This window comes from Halanaerobacter jeridensis, assembly GCF_016908315.1.
GTDB classification, from domain to species: Bacteria; Bacillota; Halanaerobiia; order Halobacteroidales; family Halobacteroidaceae; genus Halanaerobacter; species Halanaerobacter jeridensis.
Window position 1 is genome coordinate 61,829 of the sequence record NZ_JAFBDQ010000003.1, and the last position, 19,117, is coordinate 80,945.

Below are 19,117 nucleotides of genomic sequence, written 5' to 3' on the forward strand. Positions count from 1 at the left end.
TAAGCTATTTGAAAATTGATTCTTTTTATCAGGTTATAATTATTAAGCGATTTCCAACAACCTTTTCCTGTATCTAGAATATGCATAGTCTTTGCTATAAGCAGGATTTTCACCACCTTCCTTTTTAATATTTTGGATTGATTTTTTATAGCTTTTAAAATATTTCATTCTGTCACCTCCTAGATATAGGGTGCCCTATATCTAGGCAATAAATTAAAAAGTTTTTTACCTTGATTTGAATAATTTTACAGGAAATTTTACCTCCTTCCTTAGTTGCAATTTAATAATTAGTAATTGCTTTATATAATTATATAAGGAAGATTTCCTTATTATTATCCTTTTACTGAACCAGCAGTTAAACCTTTTACGATCTTCTTCTGGAAGTATAATACTAATCCAACAATAGGCAATGTAACCAATACAGCTGCGGCCATTTTAGCTCCTGCTGGTTCCTGTCTAGAAACTTCACCACTAAACAATGCAATAGCTACAGGAACGGTTCGCGCTTCAGCATCAAAGGATGTAAAGGTTAAAGCAAATAGATATTCATTCCACGCTCTAATAAATGTTAACAATCCTGTAGTTACTAATGCCGGAGCAGTCAATGGTAATAAGATCAATCTAAAGGTCTGAAAAGCAGTTGCTCCGTCTACTTGAGCAGATTGCATTATTTCATCAGGTAGATCTTTAAAGAATGAAGTTAAGACCCAAGTAGTAAATGGTAATGCAAATAACATATATGAGAAAATCATACTAAACCTTGGCCCTAAATTATACTGCCTGATTAAAGCATACAAACCAGTTAATACGGTAACCTGTGGGAACATGGTCATCGATAATATGACATATAAACTCAGTTTTTTACCTTTAAACCTTAATTTACCTAAAGCAAAGGCGGAGAATGAACCAACCATTAATGATAAGACTGTAGTACTGGTCGCTACTATAGCACTGTTAAGTATACCCCTCATAAAGGTATCATTATTAAATAATTGTTTATAATTTGTTAATGAGATGTCTATTGCTCCTGTATCAGGATCACGAGGTACAAAAGTAGCAGGCATCATCATCAACTGATCTTCTGTCTTTAATGAAGAGTTAACTGCCCAATAAAATGGAAATAGTAAATAAAAACAAATTAAGCCGATTATAAACCAAAAGCCTACTTTTTTAAGAATTTGAATTCTTTCGTCAGTCATCATTCGACATCAACTCCTAACCCTTGAATATAGGCATACGCAAAGATAGCAATAAATATAAAGATTACTACTCCAATAGCAGATGCTAATCCCATCTCTCTATTTCCAATTAACTGAAAATAATTATAAGTAGCTAAGGAGTAAACACGATCTCCTAATAGAACTTGGAACACACCAAATGCTCTTAATGTGTCTAGAGTTCTGAAGATTAAAGCTACACCAATAGCTGGTTTTATTAAAGGCAATGTAATAGTAAAGAACTGCCGTACTTTACTAGCACCATCAACTCGTGCAGCTTCATACAAAGATTGCGGAATTAACTGCAATCCTGCTAAAATCAGCAAAGCCATAAATGGTGTTGTCTTCCACACATCAACTGCAATCAAGGACGGTAACTGTAGTGAGGGATCTCCTAAAAAGTTTATTTGACCTTCGGTTATACCGAGCATATCTCCTACAGTATTAAATAATCCCATTCTGTTTGGTTCCAACATCCAAGCCCAAATTTCAGCTGAAACAACTGTAATAACAGCCCAAGGTACTAACATAATTGCTCGCATGGCGCCTCGACCTTTAAAGTTACTGTTAACTGTCAGGGCAATAATCAAACCAATTATCGTTTCTAAAGTTACTGCCACAATTGTATATATCAATGTGTTTTTAATGGCACTCATAAAGTCCGCATCCGAAGCTCCTACTACATATTTATTACCAAAGAACCCAACAGTAAATAATTTTTCATAAAGAAATGGTTCCGATGGCAATGCTTCATATGCAGGCTTATATACTTTTTCACCTGTCTCAGAGTCCACTTTCACCTTCCCTGTATCGGGATTAACTTGTGGTTCTAATTTTTTAACTGTTACACCTAATAACTTGCGATAATTCCTTAAACCTACAAATTCTGTTTTTTGGGAACTAGCAAATCTCTTATTAGTAAAACTAGTAACAAAGACTTGTGCTAGAGGATAAAATGCAACTAAGAGTAAAATTAACATCGTCGGGATCAATAACTTATACGCTGTTCTCTGTTCTTTTTTAGCTAATTCTGACATACTAGACTTTTGACTCATTAAGCCCCCCCCTTTTTTTAGGCAACAATAAATACAGTTGATTATAAAATAAAGAAAACCCACCTCAACTAGTTCAGTAATGAATTTCACTGATCCTGTGAAAACACTAGCAACTAGATAAAGGAAGGTCTTATAGGCTTATATAAATTATTAGTATTAAATTATGATAATTATATTTTCTTCAAACTTGTAATTAATAATAACTTCATCTTATACCTTAGTCATCTTTATTTTTTAATCAACTACAAAATAATTATAAATTTGATTTTAATTAAGTTAGCTTGATAATTAATAATTTTGGGTTATAGGATTATTGCTTATATTTTTAAAACTAACTTATTTTATTATTTTGTAACGCGTTTCTGAAACCGGTTACTGAAACTGTAAAAATAAAAGCATGAACTTCTTCGATTCATGCTAATTTAATTATAGTGAATATAAGATTAATTGTCAAGAATTTTAAAAGAATTTCTATAAATATCTGTTAGTTTGTCGATTTAACCAATTAGCTAACTCATCTTGGTGACTCAAATCTTCCCATACAAACTCTAACCCTGCTTCATAATATTCAGCTTCTTTAAAGGAGGTTGCCTTATTATCAACTCTAGAAACTTTAGCGATTACTTTATCAAAAGAAAGACCAGCAAAACTAATATCTAGATTAAGATGACTACTTTTTACTAAGGGTACATGTGTTACTAATTTAACTCCCGCTGCACTAATATTTTCAATTACCCCTTGGTACTCTTGTATCTCAGATTCTGCATCAAATTTAGTGATTTTAGTAAAATTAATTCTCTTATATATATTCAAACGGAAATAACTTCTATTTTGAATCTTATAGTTCTTATCTTTAGCTCTAACTTTTAAGATTAAATCTTCTCCATTATTAATCACTTCTTCTAACTCTACTAAGACCTTATAAACTCCCGTTTTCTGCATGAATATAATTTCAAATTCTTGCCCTATATCAAGTGGAATATTACATTCATTAACTAATTTAAATTTAAGTGTTTCCGTTTCTACATCAGTTATTTTAGCCAGACAATTATATTTTTCTTGTTCCATAACCACTCCTAATTTAACAATATCTTTAGGAATCAATTTACTCTTTAAATCTAAATTATTGATTCTACGACTATTATCAAAGTCAAATTCTAACATAATACTCCACCTTCTTTCTTTCTTACATTTCAAATAAAAATTATCATTTAAAATATAATTTAAGTTTTGCTTATCCACTTTTTGTTATTATAGATAAATATCTTAATCCCTTCTTTTAATTAGAAAATTTATCTTAAATTTATTAATTTTTCAAGCTGGGATAGCTCTTTATTAAGCATATAACTTCTAAAAGCTCTACTTTCGCTTAATAAATCTTGCAAATCTTCTTTATTATTCTTTTCTTTTTTTATTTTACGGCGAGATAATAAAATTTTATCTGGCTTAATAAAACGCACTCTCAGTTGTCCCTTAAACTGTAAATATTTTAAGCCTAAGAGCACAGTTAACTCTCGTTCTCCAGTTAAAATAGTTAATGTATATATATCCGTAACACCATTTTTATTCTCTAATACATTTTTGACTAATCCGACTAAATGATTAATAAATTTCTTGCTTAATTCTAAATCTTGTTCAGTATAAGCTAAAATCAAACGTTTAGGGTCTACTGTATATAACAAATCCTTAACAATTTTTAAATCAGGTGGACAAGATAATAATACTAAATCATCACTCTTATCAGCTGCATAGCGATCTATAACCTCTACAGGCCAATCTTGAGGAGGACCTTCATAATAATATAGAGCATCATCAAATTTGGGAAATTCACGCCCGCGGTGATACCAATTACGCCAATCTATTAATTCACAGTCTAACTCCCGCTCAGTAGTCAAATCTTCTGTTTCTTTAATTATTTCTTTTACTTCTAACTGCAAATTACGCTGCCCCTGCCAAGTATTAGACTGTAGGGTGTACACTACATCTACTTCATCGGCTAGCTTTTCTTTATCTCCTCCCCACCATAAAGCAGTCCGCTGCACTCTGCCATCACTAACAGTTAACTTTAAATTGTCTTCAGTATTTAATGTCCGATAATTAACTACTTCTAAACCCTTATCATAAAATAATGGTTCCGGATTTCCTTCCCCAAAAGGAGCTAGTTGACGTAATTTTTCATATAAATCCAAATTAGTTGCTGCTAAGTTTAACTGTTGGTCAACCTTAATCTCTCTTTGCTCTCCTAATTCTGCTAAACGTTGCTTTAAAATTTCTTCCAATCTTTGCTTAAAAGTAGGCCAATCTTCTTTATGTAGTGAGCATCCAGCTGCTCCAGCATGTCCTCCAAAGCTAAGCAATAACTCCTTAATTTGGGCCAAAGCATCGCGAATATGAATCCCTTCAATTGAACGCGCTGAACCAGTGATTATGTCCTCCGAATTTTCTTTATTACATAGTAATAAAACCGGAACCCCAAATTTTTCTGCCAATCTGCCAGCAACAATTCCTACTACTCCTTGATGCCAATGAGGTTGATATAATACAATTGCCTCTGTTCCGTCATTATCTACTGTTAAATCTAAAGCCTCTTCTCTCATTTTAGTCCCTATTTCACGTCGCTGCTGATTAATTTCATCTAATCTATCAGCTAAAGTTTTGGCTCGTTCTTCTTCCTGACTTAATAACAACTCTACTGCTAAATCTCCTTTTACAATTCTACCAGCAGCATTTAAACGAGGTCCTAATCTAAATCCAATATCCACTTCAGAAATTTGAAAAAGTTCTACGCCTGCTACTCGGCATAATTCAGCTATTCCAGGCCAACTTGTAGCAGCTAAAGACTCCAAACCTTTCTGCAGCAAATAACGATTTTCTCCTCTTAATTTAACCACATCAGCTACTATGGCCAAAGCAGCAAAATCAATTAAACTAGCAGCTAATTTATCCTCACCTGCTCTACTTAATACGGCTTGGGCCAAAAAATAAGTGATTCCAGCACCCGGCAAATGATAAGCACGATGTTCAGGGTCTAATAATTTAGGAGATACTATTTCATCTGCTGCCTCCGGTAGTTTTTCCGGCAGGTCATGATGGTCAGTCACAATTATATCCAAACCTAAATCTTTAGCAAATTCAACCTCTTCCCAATTAGAAATCCCACAATCACAAGTGATAATCAAATCTACTCCTGCTGCAGCCAAATCTTCAATTACTCCTTTATCCAAACCATAACCTTCACTAAAACGATCTGGAATATGATAATCAACATCTGTGGCTATTCTCTGTAGCATCAACATTAAAATAGAAGTAGAAGTAACACCATCAGCATCATAATCACCATAGACACAAATCGTTTTTTCCTCTGCTGCTGACTTTAAAATTATATCCGCCGCTGTCATTAACCCTGGAAAATCTCCAGGCTCTACAGGTTGATAAGAGTCCGGATTTAAAAAGTGTTCAACTTCTTGTGGAGTATCAATCTCCCGCTGCACTAATAATTTTGCTAAGAGTTCTTCGCCATCAACTTTATCAAGCAGCCACTGTGGAACTTCTATTTCTTCTTGATAATCAACTTGCACTCCCATTTATTCTACCTTCCCTTCTTAAAAAGATATCGGATCAATCTCATCCCAATCTTCCATTAATTCTAAATCTTCTTCCTTCGGTTCTATTTCTAAAGCCGGCTCTCCATGACAAATAGGTCTGTATTCACAAGAAAGACAGTTATTTTTCTCACTAGTTGCTAAAACATCTTCATCTACTGCAAAATTAGTCTCTTTAATCTGCTCAATTATATTTTTAATCTTATCTTCATCCCTAGCATACTGCTCTTTAGTATAAGGAAGTTCTTTGCTATCATCAGGAAAACGAGGATTCCAATAGATCAAAGTAATATCTTCTGCTGCCCACTCTCCTGTTTGTGAATAATCTCCTCCCGCTCTTGCTAATAAATAACGGTAAACAATGGTCTGCATACTTCTTTTTAAGAAGCTTTTTTTAGAATTGCTACGGTAAGTCTTCCAATCATAAATTACAACTCGATTGTCCTGAGTAATATGCAATAGGTCATATTTAGCTAGTAATTTTAACCCCTGATTATTAAACTGCAGACGATGTTCAGGCAAAAATTGATCTTCCTCATTATAAGGTCTAAAATCGACTAAGCGTTCTAACCACTTAACTACTTTGTCTTCAATTACTTCCTTAGAATCAACCACTTTGCCCCGCAAATAGTATCTCTCAGCTAAAGTATGAAATAATTGACCTAAGCGCTGTGTTTCTTTCTTTTCTTTATCCTTGACCCAATCATCAGGCCAAAATAAACCATCTATATAACGTCGCTTGAATTTTAATTGACAAGTACGATAAGTACGCAGTGATGAAGCACTAAAATATAATTCATCAACTTTTCTTTCACTCATGATGATTGCTCCCTTCTAAATACTGCTGTAAAATTTGAAATACTAAACTCGGTTTAACATTCCACCAACTATCATTAAATGGACTACGTCGTTTATAGTGACTACTTAAATATAAATTTTTCTCCGCTCTAGTGATTGCTACATACAATAATCTAATCCGTTCTTTGATCACTTTTATTTTAGCTTCACGGTTAGAATCTTGATAAGACTGACCATCAACTAACTTCTCTAATTCAGCTTCTACCTGCGCTTTAGGATTTTTGCGCCCATCTACTAAGTAGTTAAACTCACCTCTGAAACGATCATTCAAGGTAATAGGATAACTATCATGGACAATAGAGTTGACAAATACAGTATCCCACTCCAATCCTTTTGACTTATGAGCAGTTAATACAGTGATAACTCCCTCTTGGGGTTGAAATCCACTTAATTTATTAAATTTATCCGCTAATTGATTGAAAGAACGTTTTAAATCATTTAGTTGCCCCATAATATCAATTAATCTATATTCAGGATTCAAACGCAATTGATCTCTGATTTGTAGAGCAATTCCCTGCACTAATGCTAATAATTCACCTTCAAATTCTAAGCTCTCAGCCACAAATAATAGCAATTCATCAGGTGGTAGTTCTACACTAGCCTCTAGCCAATTTTTAATCTTCTCTTGGGCTCGGTTAAACTGTTGATATAACTGTTGGTTATTAAATAATTCTTCTGGCAATTTAGCTGCTGATAATTGCCCGCCTAAGGGATATATAATCTCTTCTATATTTTCTTCCTTAAATAATTTAGCAATTATTTTATCTTCTTCATTAGAGAAATCTTTCATAAATACCTCAGTTAACAGTTCTAGTAATTTTTCTTCATCTTGTGGTTGAGCTAAATAAGCAATAGCTTTTATTAAAGCCGAAATAGTAAATTGCTGTCCTTGTTTTAAATCCCCTACTGATTCAACCGGTAGGTCTTTTTCTTCTAAGGCATTCACAACATCTTCCTGCACATAACTATTAGGTACTAAAACTCCTATCTTCTGAGCTTCATTATCTTCTAATTCAAATTTAGCTTGATTCACAATCCAATCTATCTCTTCTTCCTGCGTTGTAAATACTTTCGCTGCTACTTGATGTCCTTCTGTCGTAGGATTTTCTTCAGGGCCCACAGCTTGAATTTTTTGTTCTTCTAAGGCATCACGACAAGCCGAATTAGGATGTTCTTTACGAGTCCAATCAACTAAATAATTAGCTACATCAATGATATCTTGACTACTGCGGCCTGAATAAAGGATTGACTCCTGTTTTACATCATCACGAGCACAAAAGTCTCTAAAAACTTTAGGATTAGCTGCAGTAAAGGTACCCATAATTGCTTGATTAGAGTCCCCTACGCGTACTAAATTACCATCATCCCCTGCAATTAATTTCAAAATAGTCTCCTGCACTAAATTTGAATCTTGGGCTTCATCTTCAAAAACATAAGTCCATTTATTACTTAAACGTTGACAAAATTCAGCATCAGATTTAAGTAGCTTCCAAGTATTAATCAATAAATCATCAAAATCAACCCAGGCATTTTCATTTAATTCTTCAATATAAGCTACTAATAATTCTAAAGCCCACGATAAGTACTGAGAATCAAAAGTATGTTTATGTAACTGTAGTGCTTTAGAGCGATTAATTCCCCTCATTTTCAGATAACTAATCCAACTCTGCACAATGCGCGGGAATTTCTTTTTAAACTTTTCTGCTTTACGATGGTTACTTAAAGTCTTTTTCCAACGCTGTCGATTATTAACTAGCCACTGAGCTGTAATATTATATATGCTTTGACTCTGCTGCTGTTGGTCAATTACAGTAAAGTCATCATTAATCAAGACTAAATCAGAGCGTTGTTTTAAAATATTAACTGCTAAAGAATGAAGGGTTTTGACATCATAACCTCTGTTTTCTGCTAAACCATAAGCTTCTAAAAAGTTATTGATTCTAGTTCTGAAATTAGCTACAGCAGAATTCATATAAGTTACAATTAATATTTTACCAGGCTGTACTTTCCCATCAGCAATCAACTTAGCTGCAAGATGGGCCAAAGTAAACGTCTTCCCCGCACCTGGTACCGCTGGTACTGCTAAGTGTCCAGAGTCATATTTTAATACTTCATCTTGACCAGGTCTCAATTCAATTTCCGATAAATCAAACATTAATAATTCACCTCTTCTACTCTATCTTCAGCTAACCATTCTCCTAACTGTCCTTCTTGTTCCCAGCCGCGACTGCTTAAATCACTATCAGCTAAATAAAGTTTCTCTGTAGTTTTATTAAAGATACCTTGTAAGTAATCGGCTAATTGCTCTCTGCGCAAATGTTGATCAATTCTATCGCCCCATTCTCCGCTATTGGCCCGCGATAAAACATAAGGGTTACTTAATTCCTTACCACTACCTAATAGCCATAGCTCACTAGATAAATCTAATAAAAATAGATGTTCGACTTCTTCCACATCAGGTAAAGATAAGAAAGTATAAGGGGTTGCCAATACAACTTTATCTTCTCTACTCTCTGTGCCAAATAATAACTCAGCTGCTAAAGTACCATCTAAAACCATCTCAATGAATTTAGAACCAATAGCCCGTTGGTCAATTGCTTTAAACTCTTTAACGGCTCGTTTAAATTTAACAATTGAATCCATAATTTTACGACAAGATAAGATAATCTCTTCTTTCTCAGCTTCATCAGAAATCGAGTCTAAGAGCGGAGCTAATAACTCTCCAAATGCTTCGCGGAAGAAATATTCTAACTCAAATTCCTGTTCTTGTTTATCTTTAATCCACTCTCTGAAAGTATCATATTGATTAGCTTTATCAAAACCAATCCGTTCTCTTAAATGTGGATTAGCTTCTAAATCAGGCAGTTCATATCCCTCCACTTCTTCAGCTACTAAAGCAGCTCGTACAGGGTCTAAATCCAAGATCAAATCAAAGGTTTCAATCAACGAAGAAAAGTTTAATTCTAAATTCCAATTAGGATTAGTTAAAATTGTTAAGACCACTAATACTTCAGCAAAAGAATTATCTAAAAGGCGTCTTTCGCGGCGCAAATTAAATACCGAATAGTCTTCATCATCTAATTCTCGCTCTAAAATAAACTCTAAAATTTTATCTATTTGCGGTGCTATTAAAGCTATATTCTCAGCTTTAACACCATCAGCAATTAACTCTTTGACCTGTTCTACAACCTTAGTTAACATTTCCCCACGAAATTTTTCGTGAATAATTTGCTCGTGAGCAATAAATTGATTATAACTCAGTTGACTCCCATCTAAAATTTTATCTGCTACTGCTTCTGACATTTCCTGCGCTTCAACTGAAGCAGTATGTGAATCTTTTAATTCAATCACTTCTCCTCCCTGTATGAATCTATCTGCCGCAAGTTCCGGCGCAGCACCAAAAAACTTTTCAAATCCTCCAGCGGGATTATAAGCTAAATAACTTTCCTGCACATTTTCTAGTAATTTAGCAATTAAATCTTGGGCTGCGGGAGAGCTTTTTTCTAAATCATCAACAATTAAATAATTATAATTTTTCTTTAGAAATTGATTATATTCTTTATTATTTAGTAAAAATTTATTATATAGTTCTATCACCAAAGAATAGTCTAAACAACGTCTTTCTAAGCAAATATTTCTAAACCTTTTCATAATCGTAAACGCATTCTGATAGGACATCTCTTGTTCTTCTACTAAAGCCCAATTAGCCAAACGCTCTTTAACCTCTTCTAAATCTAATGTATTTAAAGCAGCATAATTGAGGTTATTAATTAACTGTAAAGCTATCTGCTGCTCAGTAGCATTAACTTCAATAAAACTTCCTTTTTCTCTAGCTTGTTTAACTAAAGAAGTCATTAAATAATGCGTCGGCTCGACTGTCATAAAAGTTGGCTCTAGTTTTTGTCTTACACCTTCTAAATTTTCTTCAATTAAGTCCCAAAATCTTTTTACTTCTTGATTTATCAAACCAAAATAAGTCATAATATTTAACTTACCAGCCTGTTTTAGCTCAATTTCAGAGCGCCATTTACTCACGGCTGAACCTTGATTTAATAATACTAAACAATTATCTGTTTTATTTTCTCTAGCAATCTGATGAAATTTATCTTCTAACTTAGTAGTTTTCCCACTTCCAGTTGGTCCCACATATATTTTATGCACTTAAACCCCTCCAAATCAGACTTAAGACTCTAAAAATCAGCTTAAAATTTTAATTCCCTTTGTTATCATTTCTGCATTGATAATAAAATTCCTTGCTTAAAAGGATATTGACTACTCTGGGAGAAATAATACATTGTAGTAATGAATATAATTTAGTATAATCTATATAAAGTGGCACTATCGTGCCACTAGCTAGTAGATAAAAGCTAGTAGCTAGTAGTAAATTCAAAACCAAAAAACAGTTCACAGCTTTGAATTATTGAATACTAGGTTAATGTTTTAGGTTTTGAATTTGATTTTATGTTTTTTACTACTACCTCCTAGCTACTTACTTCTAGCTATAAAGCTTCACTGCAAAGTGCAACTTTATATAGAAAAGGAGGTATTCTATGACAAAAAAATCTACAGTTTCAAAATCATTTTTATTAGTTGTAATTAGTATTTTAATTATCATTTCTGGCTGCCAAGGTAATCAGAGTATGGATCAACAAAGCAAAGTAAAATCCACTATGAGGACTGAGTCTGTATCTAATCAATATGGGTCTCCAGAACCCAGTGGAAAATCTGCTCTTAAAGCAGAAGAATATCAGGCACAAGAAACTATAGAAAGAAAAATTATCACTAAAAAGTTAGAATCTATTCCTGAGCAAGTTAAAACAATTATTAAGACTTATGATGGTTATTTAGCTAATTCAAATCAATGGCAAAGTGATAGAAAATATTATCGTTATAATATTAAAATCCCGCAGGAAAATTTCCAAACTGCAATTAGCGAATTAGAAAAACTAGGTGCAGTCAATAATAAACAGATTAGTTCCCGCGATATAACTAAAGAATATATCGACTTACAATCTCGTTTAAAAAACTTTAAGGCCCAAGAAGAGAGGTATTTAGAACTTTTAAACCAAGCTAAAAATGTTAAAGATATGTTGACAATTGAAAAAGAACTTAATCGTGTCCGGAGAAAGATTGAACAAATTCAGGGCCAATTAAATTATTATAATAATAAAATTAACTTCTCAACTATCAATATTACTTTTACTGAACCAAAACCAGTCATCAATAATAATTCGTGGGGGATTTTCAATAGTCTTAAGCAAGCCATCCAAGAATTCGTAAACAGCATTAATGCAATTATAGTTATCTCAGGTGCTTTATTACCCTGGTTACTTTTAATTAGCGTTTTAGCTCTAATAGCTTATAAATTATATCAAAAGAAAAAGAATAAATAATATTTTTTAGAGAAAGCCGTATTTAAGTACGGCTTTCTTTTTTTACCCTTTATGCAGGAATTTTTATTTTTATATAGTATTTTATATATAATAATGTTAATAATTAGTAATTTATTTTCTGTATCTAAAGGGGGAGTACACATTGCGCTTACTTACTAATCTAAATTATAAATTAGCAGCAGGTTTTTCTTACTTAGAATTATTAATTGTGATTTCTGTATTTGCATTATTAATTATACTCTTAGTCCCCCCTTTAATTCAGACTAAAAATTCAGCTCAAAAAGAAGAAATAGACCAACAAATCATTCATCAACTGCAAATAATTAAATTGAGTTTAGAAAAGTTTAATTTTAATCACGGCTATTATCCAGTCTATAATTTTCCTCTACCCCAACAAAATAATAATAAATATGCTACTTTAAAAGACATAACAAAGCATTATCCTAAATTAGCAAAGTTACTTCAAAATAAAATAAAAGAAGCAGAAAAATATTATTATTATGCTCCAGCAAATACTAATTTAGTGAACTCCTCACCTTTTTATCCTTCACAAGAGGTATTAACTCAGCAGCCTTTAAAGGGAGCTAATCGCTTTATCCTTATTTATAATGGCAACCATAAATATTATAAGTTAACTAGCTATAGTTCTAGTCTAACTATTAAAGAAAAAAAAGATACAAACAAAAAGCAACAAGAACAATTGAAAGACTTAGTTAAATTTTAATTTATTAAATAATTGAGGTGAAAAAATGAATAATTGGAAAAATGAAAGCGGCTTTAGTCTAATTGAACTCTCCTTTAGCATTGCTATTTTTGCGACATCGTTAGTATTTATTAGCAGCTTTTTTCTTAATAATTTCGGGGCACAACAACAAACATTAAGATATCAAGCTTTAGATTTATGTAGGTCTACTTTAGAAGAATATAAAAGCAAATCAGCCAAATCTGCAACTATTATAAATGATTATGGAGAAATTAAAGGCTATGGCCCTAACTCAAAACAGTTCAAAAGAAAGATTACAATCAGTAAAGGCAAACTTAGACAGATTAAAGTCACTATCTTTTGGAAAGAAAGATTGCAAGAAAAAAAAGTTAGTTTAAGTACTATCTACAGTACTCACCCTTTCTCGATTAAGAATGAAAAAATTAATTCTAATCAAGTCTTAAAAAAACTATTAACCGCTAAACAAGAATTAGCCAATTATAAAAAACTGCAAAAACAGTTCCCAGCTTGGGATCGCAGAACTGGAAATCTTAAAGAATTAAGTAATTACTATCCCCAATTTAATACTTCAATGACTGAAGCTGAAAAATTTGTTTATCGCAATCCTAGATTTTATGATTGGTGGGAAGAAGGTTATTTATTACTCTATAAAGAAGCAATTAACGGGAAATTCTACTGTTTGACTAATCAGAGTGGAATTTATACTATTCCGGCTGAAGGTAGAACTGCTAAAGAAATATTAGGCGATTTAGTAGCCAATAGTAGACGAGATAAAGTTATTTTTATATCACATGCTACTAAATTTTGGCGAGGAAGTGATGGGAATGAATAATTTAAATCACCATAATAAAGGCTATTCTCTAATAGAGGTTCTCTTTGTAGTAATCATTTTTTCTATTATCGGCTTAGGAATTATTCAAATTAGTAATTTCAGTTGGAACTCTTACACTTATAATAAAGAACAGTCTATACTACAAAGAAATCGCACTGCTATTCAAAAAATCACTAAGCAGATTAGAAATGCTTTAAATATCATGATTAATGATTCTGGCCAAGAAATAATTTTGAAAACAAAAACAGCTAATAATCAATTTAAATATTATCACTATCTACTCCAAAATAAAAATTTATATTTACAAACTAGCAATTATCAACCACACTTTAAGCAGAAAAAAATAATTTACTGGAAGATTTTAAATTAATCATTGACCAAGAAATCATTAATAATAACAACATATTTTCTTTTACTGACAAGCAATTAATAGCTCTATCATTTGACTTTAAAAAGAAGATAGCTCAAACAGATACTAAAGAAAAAATTAAACTTCAGCAAACTATCCACCGTAAAGTTTATCCCCGTCAAATTAATATTAATATCAATTTGAAATCTCAAAGTGAGGTGCAAAAATGATTGCTAATGAAGATGGTTTAACGATGATTTTAAGTATATTTATAATTGTAACTCTTTTAAGTTTAGTCTATGCCTTTAATTTTATCTCACGCAGCAATAGCGACAATCTAGTCTTTGCTACTAATTCAAGCAAAGCATTTTATGGAGCAGAAACTGGGATCGAAACTGCTCTTGTTTATCTTAATAAAATCGAGCCTGATTTAAGTAAAAAAAATTCTATCAAAGGTCAATTAGCAACAGTTAATTACCAAGTTGTAATAAAAAAGGATGCTACTTTTAAATATCAGATTATATCTAAAGGTCACTACCAAGACCTTAGTAAAACTATCATTGCACAATTAGAAAGTATTGACCACAATGGTGATGGTCAATCAGATGGATTAGTAATTGCCTCTTGGAGAGAGTATTAATTAGATAATAAAAACCCTGATCAAGGCATTTCTCAATACCTAATCAGGGTTTAAAATTAGTTTTATTAGTTAAGATAATCTCCAGTGAATACTTCCGTAGCAGGACCACTCATATAAACATGGTCATCATCAGCCCATTCAATTACTAAATCTCCACCTAGTAAATGAACCGTAACTTTTTGTTTAGTTAAATCATTTAAAATAGCTGCTACTGTAGAGCCACAAGCTCCCGTACCACAAGCTAAAGTTACTCCAGCACCTCGTTCCCAAACTCTCATTTCTAATTCTTCTTCATTAACAACTTCTATAAATTCTACATTAATATCTTCAGGGAATAAATCATGAGTTTCTATTTTAGGACCTAATTCTCTCACTGGAGCTTCATCAGCATCATCTACAAAAATAACACAGTGGGGATTCCCCATGGAGACACAAGTAACTTCAAATTTTTCTCCAGCTACCTCTACTGGCTCTTTAACTACTTCTTCACTTTCTTCTCCCTTCATTGGGATTTCACTACGCTTCAAACGTGGTTGGCCCATATCGACCTTAACTAACTTTACTGCTCCATCTTCTAAAATAAGTTTAGGCTTTATAATCCCAGCTAAAGTTTCAACATTTAAATTAGTTTTAGTAGTTAAATCTCTTTCATATAAGTATTTAGCAAAACATCTAATTGCATTACCACACATTTCTGGCTCACTACCATCAGGATTAAAAATTCTCATTCTAAAATCAGCTTCTTCTATCTCCGACGGTAAAACTAAAACTAGTCCATCAGCTCCAATTCCAAAATTTCTATCACACATCTCTTGAGCTAATTGTGAAGGGTTATCAACAGTTCCTCCTAAGCAATTAAGTAAGATGAAATCATTACCTAAACCGTGCATTTTAGTGAATTTCATTTTCTAAGACCTCCATTTTAAAATTATAAACTTATAATTAACTGTTTATCCAAATAAATTATCTACTTTTTTAGCTGGTTCAATGGTAGATACAGCATGTTTATAAACCATTTGCTGACCTTTATCTGATTCAACCATAATAATAAAGTCGTCAAATCCCTCTACAGTTCCAGTTAGACGAACTCCATTAACAAGATAAATAGTAACTTGGATCTTTTCTTTACGTACATGATTTAAAAACTTATCTTGAATTTTAATTTTATTTCCCACTTTTTTTCCTCCTTTTATTTATATTATCTAATTTAGCTTTTTCTATATAATTATCTTTTTTCCTGCTTAATTACTACTTTATCTAAAAATATATCTAGCTTTACATTAAAAGATTAATTAAAAAGCTAAAAACGATTATCAATAAAGTTAACTGCCAGTTAAGATTCAAACTAAAAACTAAAGAAAATATAATAATAAAAAAAGTCCCCGAGCGCCCAAAGTAATTAATAAAGTTATCTCTTGCAATATATTTTTCCCGATAATAGTCTATATAATCATCAACTGCTTGAATAAATAAAATAATTATTAATGCAAATAAAAATTGAGAGCTATCTAATACTAAAAAAGCAATTATTAATAATAAAAATACTTCTTGATACATCTTTAAAGTAAATGGCAATTCTGTTTTATTAATTCCCATTCCTACAATATAACTAGCCCAAAATAATGAAATTGCTAATTTATAATTACATAATATCGCAAAACTAAATAACAATAAGCTATAAGGAACAATCCCTCGTTTTAACTTTACTGCTAAGGCATTGCGATTATTCAATCTATCAATCTCTTGGTCCAAATAGTCATCCATTAACTTAATTACTAAACCAGTTAAAAAAACAGCAAGGCTTGTTTTTAGTATACTCCTCACCCCCCTGTTTATATTCCATCTTTACTCATTACCGTTTCTATAATTATATGCTGCATGATGGAAAAAGATGTTGACTCTTCCTAAAATTAATAATAAAAAAATTAAATCAGCTGCAGGACCAATCCCACAGCTGATTGTTATAACATATTTTTTTAATATAAAGGTACATATCCTTGTTCTTTAACTATCTTTTGTCCTTCAGGACTTAAAATGAAATTAATAAATTTATTAGTTACTCCTTCCGGCCAACCATCAGTAAACATAAATAAAGGTCGAGAAATCGGGAATTCTCCACTAGCTACTGTTTGGTTAGTCGGCATAACACCATTAACTTTCACTGCTTTAACATCATCTGTTAAATAGCCTAATCCTATATAGCCAATAGCTCCTTTAGTATTAGAGACTGTGCTTTTTACAGTTCCATTAGAAGACTGCATTAAAGCAGTTTGAGCTACTCGAGAACCATCTAATGCAATTTCACCAAACACTTCAAAAGTTCCAGAACTAGAATCTCGAGACACAATAACAATCTCAGCATCTGGGCCACCTAATTCTTTCCAATTTTCTACTTCTCCAGTATATATTTGTTTCAACTCTTCTAAAGTCAAGTTCTCAATCCCATTCTCTGGATTAATAATTACTGCAATACCATCCATTGCTATTCTATGCGGCACAGGATAAACTCCATTATTATCAGCCTGCTTAAATTCTTCATCAGTAATAAAGCGGGATGTATTTGCTATGTCAACTGCATTATCAATCAATGCAGCAACTCCATTACCTGATCCACCCCCACGAACACTAATACTAGCTTCAGGATTCTTCTGCATATAATCTTCAGCTGCTTTTTGGGCAATCGGTAAAACTGTAGAAGAACCTTGGACTGATAAACCACCTTCATTATTTTTCTGTTTCTTTTCTTGCTTTTCACTCTGCTGCTCTTTCTCCTGCTGCCCTTGTTGCTTATTATTTTTTTCAGGGGCAGAACCACCACAAGCAGTAACTATCACAACTAAAGCTAACATAAGCACTACTAATAAACTAGATTTCTTATTTAACACTGTTGGTCCTGGCTATAAATTAATCATACCACCCATATCATATTATAACCAGGTTCCCCACCTCCTTTAAATTTAATAATTTATATTTTTTTATTATTAACTAATTTAGATTATAAATTCAACTCACTAGAACAGTACTTTTCACATAACATCAATACTTCTTCATTAGACGAAAAGATTTCTTTTCCTAATATATCATTAACTAGTTGATAATCATTACATAATTCAAATCTACAACAAACATCACAAACATATCCGCTTACAATTGGGCAATAAACATACTCTTCATGCTCACCATCAGAACATGAACAGGCACAACATTCTATACTTATATTCTTAATCGGGCTATCTTGGTCTTCCTTCATTTTAGTAATCAATTTACCTACCTGTTCATTTATTTTAACCATTTTTTTACCCCCTGACGATTATAACGCTTCGCTAATCTCACTCTTTACTGCAGTTACTAATTCTTCAAATTCATATTCTCCTACATCAAACCATTTAATATCATCATCTCTTTTAAACCAAGTTAATTGGCGTTTAGCAAAATGACGGGTATCTCTTTTAATCAATCTAATGGCTTCTTCTAAATCATATTCTCCTTCAAAATGCTTGATTAATTGTTTATATCCTAAAGCTTGCATTGATGTTAATTCAAGATCATATCCCTGTTGATAGAGACTTCTAACCTCTTCAATTAGTCCTTGCTCAATCATTTGATCAACTCGGTCATTAATCCGTTCATATAATTTTTCTCGTTCACGAAACAGACCAATTTTGACTGCATCATAACGCGGAGGACGTTCTTTGGCTTTTTCTTTGAAATGAGTGCTAGTCTTACCCGTTTGACGATAAACTTCTATTCCTCTAATTACTCTTCTTAAGTCATTTGGATGTAATTTATCAGCTAATTTAGGATCAATTTCTTTTAATTTATCATGTACATATTCAGTTCCTTTTTCCTCAGCTTCTTCCTCTAATCTATTTCTTAAATCCCAATCTTTTTCCATATCAGGGAAGATAAACCCTTCAATCACTGATTTAACATATAAACCAGTCCCCCCCACTAACATTGGTAACTTCCCTCGTTGATCAATTTCAGGTATCAATTCATCAACTTCTTCTTGGAAATCTGCTACACTAAATTCTTCGTCAGGCTCTACTATATCAAGCAAATGATGAGGTACCAAGTCTCTTTCTTCCTGCGAAGCTTTAGCTGTTCCTATATCCATTCCTTTATAAATTTGCATTGAATCTGCAGAAATAATTTCTCCTTTCAAATCCTGGGCCAAACGCAGCGACAATTTGGTCTTTCCTACTGCAGTTGGTCCTACTAAAGCAAGGATTTGTTCACGCACTATACCACTCCCCTATAAAAAATAGTAAGCAGTAATGAGAAAAGAGTGATGAGTAGAAACCTAAAAAACAAAAGTCAAAACATTGTATTTATAGTCCTACAATATTAATTAATACTGCAAGATTACAATTCTATTTTATGTGTTTATTTTTTTAGTCTTTGACTTTGTTTTTTAACTCATTACTTCTTACTCATTACTTCTTAT

The 19,117-nt window shown here is 32.4% G+C and carries 19 protein-coding genes; 5 read left to right on the forward strand and 14 right to left on the reverse strand.

Annotated features, from left to right (window positions below; all coding sequences use genetic code 11):
• Positions 1–42 precede the first annotated feature (42 nt).
• The 8 genes from JOC47_RS15645 to JOC47_RS03320 all read right to left on the reverse strand — a co-directional run bounded on the left by JOC47_RS15645 (position 43) and on the right by JOC47_RS03320 (position 10,893).
• Complete coding sequence (locus JOC47_RS15645) at positions 43–168, reverse strand: hypothetical protein (RefSeq protein WP_275579363.1); 126 nt, start codon at positions 166–168, stop codon at positions 43–45.
• Between the two features lie 164 nt (positions 169–332).
• Complete coding sequence (locus JOC47_RS03290; RefSeq protein WP_204700755.1) at positions 333–1,199, reverse strand: carbohydrate ABC transporter permease; 867 nt, start codon at positions 1,197–1,199, stop codon at positions 333–335.
• Positions 1,199–2,272 carry a carbohydrate ABC transporter permease gene (locus JOC47_RS03295; protein WP_204700557.1) on the reverse strand — a complete coding sequence of 358 codons (1,074 nt, stop codon included), beginning with the start codon at positions 2,270–2,272 and terminating at the stop codon, positions 1,199–1,201. The genes JOC47_RS03290 and JOC47_RS03295 overlap by 1 nt, the downstream gene beginning before the upstream one ends.
• A gap of 471 nt (positions 2,273–2,743) precedes the next feature.
• On the reverse strand, positions 2,744–3,436 hold the full coding sequence (locus JOC47_RS03300; protein ID WP_204700558.1) for a PilZ domain-containing protein: 693 nt from the start codon (positions 3,434–3,436) through the stop codon (positions 2,744–2,746).
• Between the two features lie 128 nt (positions 3,437–3,564).
• Positions 3,565–5,856, reverse strand: coding sequence for a single-stranded-DNA-specific exonuclease RecJ (gene recJ / locus JOC47_RS03305; protein WP_204700559.1), 2,292 nt, complete (start codon positions 5,854–5,856; stop codon positions 3,565–3,567).
• 18 nt (positions 5,857–5,874) lie between these two features.
• Positions 5,875–6,693 carry a PD-(D/E)XK nuclease family protein gene (locus tag JOC47_RS03310; RefSeq protein ID WP_204700560.1) on the reverse strand — a complete coding sequence of 273 codons (819 nt, stop codon included), beginning with the start codon at positions 6,691–6,693 and terminating at the stop codon, positions 5,875–5,877.
• Complete coding sequence (locus tag JOC47_RS03315; protein ID WP_204700561.1) at positions 6,686–8,887, reverse strand: ATP-dependent helicase; 2,202 nt, start codon at positions 8,885–8,887, stop codon at positions 6,686–6,688. The genes JOC47_RS03310 and JOC47_RS03315 overlap by 8 nt, the downstream gene beginning before the upstream one ends.
• A complete protein-coding gene (locus tag JOC47_RS03320) occupies positions 8,887–10,893 on the reverse strand; it encodes a UvrD-helicase domain-containing protein (RefSeq protein WP_204700562.1) in 2,007 nt (668 codons plus the stop codon). Before JOC47_RS03320 ends, JOC47_RS03315 begins: the two co-directional genes overlap by 1 nt.
• A gap of 389 nt (positions 10,894–11,282) precedes the next feature.
• Between JOC47_RS03320 and JOC47_RS03325 the strand changes: the two genes are divergently transcribed.
• The 5 genes from JOC47_RS03325 to JOC47_RS03345 all read left to right on the forward strand — a co-directional run bounded on the left by JOC47_RS03325 (position 11,283) and on the right by JOC47_RS03345 (position 14,670).
• Positions 11,283–12,125 carry a DUF4349 domain-containing protein gene (locus JOC47_RS03325; protein ID WP_204700563.1) on the forward strand — a complete coding sequence of 281 codons (843 nt, stop codon included), beginning with the start codon at positions 11,283–11,285 and terminating at the stop codon, positions 12,123–12,125.
• Between the two features lie 142 nt (positions 12,126–12,267).
• A complete protein-coding gene (locus JOC47_RS03330; RefSeq protein WP_204700564.1) occupies positions 12,268–12,849 on the forward strand; it encodes a hypothetical protein in 582 nt (193 codons plus the stop codon).
• 25 nt (positions 12,850–12,874) lie between these two features.
• Positions 12,875–13,681 carry a type IV pilus modification PilV family protein gene (locus JOC47_RS03335; protein WP_204700565.1) on the forward strand — a complete coding sequence of 269 codons (807 nt, stop codon included), beginning with the start codon at positions 12,875–12,877 and terminating at the stop codon, positions 13,679–13,681.
• Positions 13,674–14,051 (forward strand): PulJ/GspJ family protein, encoded by a 378-nt coding sequence (locus tag JOC47_RS03340; RefSeq protein WP_204700566.1) that lies wholly within the window; start codon positions 13,674–13,676, stop codon positions 14,049–14,051. The genes JOC47_RS03335 and JOC47_RS03340 overlap by 8 nt, the downstream gene beginning before the upstream one ends.
• Before the next feature lie 205 nt (positions 14,052–14,256).
• The gene (locus JOC47_RS03345) at positions 14,257–14,670 is read left to right on the forward strand and encodes a hypothetical protein (protein WP_204700567.1); all 414 of its coding nucleotides are present in this window, start codon (positions 14,257–14,259) and stop codon (positions 14,668–14,670) included.
• A gap of 65 nt (positions 14,671–14,735) precedes the next feature.
• Here JOC47_RS03345 and dapF read toward each other — a convergent pair whose 3' ends face one another.
• The 6 genes from dapF to miaA form a co-directional block, all read right to left on the reverse strand.
• A complete protein-coding gene (dapF, locus tag JOC47_RS03350; protein WP_204700568.1) occupies positions 14,736–15,575 on the reverse strand; it encodes a diaminopimelate epimerase in 840 nt (279 codons plus the stop codon).
• 45 nt (positions 15,576–15,620) lie between these two features.
• Positions 15,621–15,845: an RNA chaperone Hfq gene (gene hfq / locus JOC47_RS03355; protein WP_204700569.1), complete on the reverse strand. Its 225-nt coding sequence runs from the start codon at positions 15,843–15,845 to the stop codon at positions 15,621–15,623.
• Between the two features lie 100 nt (positions 15,846–15,945).
• Positions 15,946–16,494, reverse strand: coding sequence for a hypothetical protein (locus JOC47_RS03360; RefSeq protein ID WP_338035308.1), 549 nt, complete (start codon positions 16,492–16,494; stop codon positions 15,946–15,948).
• 152 nt (positions 16,495–16,646) lie between these two features.
• Complete coding sequence (locus JOC47_RS03365) at positions 16,647–17,555, reverse strand: phosphate ABC transporter substrate-binding protein (protein ID WP_338035309.1); 909 nt, start codon at positions 17,553–17,555, stop codon at positions 16,647–16,649.
• Positions 17,556–17,665: 110 nt separating this feature from the next.
• Complete coding sequence (locus JOC47_RS03370; RefSeq protein WP_204700570.1) at positions 17,666–17,962, reverse strand: hypothetical protein; 297 nt, start codon at positions 17,960–17,962, stop codon at positions 17,666–17,668.
• A gap of 18 nt (positions 17,963–17,980) precedes the next feature.
• Positions 17,981–18,913, reverse strand: a complete 933-nt coding sequence (gene miaA / locus JOC47_RS03375) for a tRNA (adenosine(37)-N6)-dimethylallyltransferase MiaA (RefSeq protein ID WP_204700571.1) — start codon at positions 18,911–18,913, stop codon at positions 17,981–17,983.
• Positions 18,914–19,117: the final 204 nt, after the last annotated feature.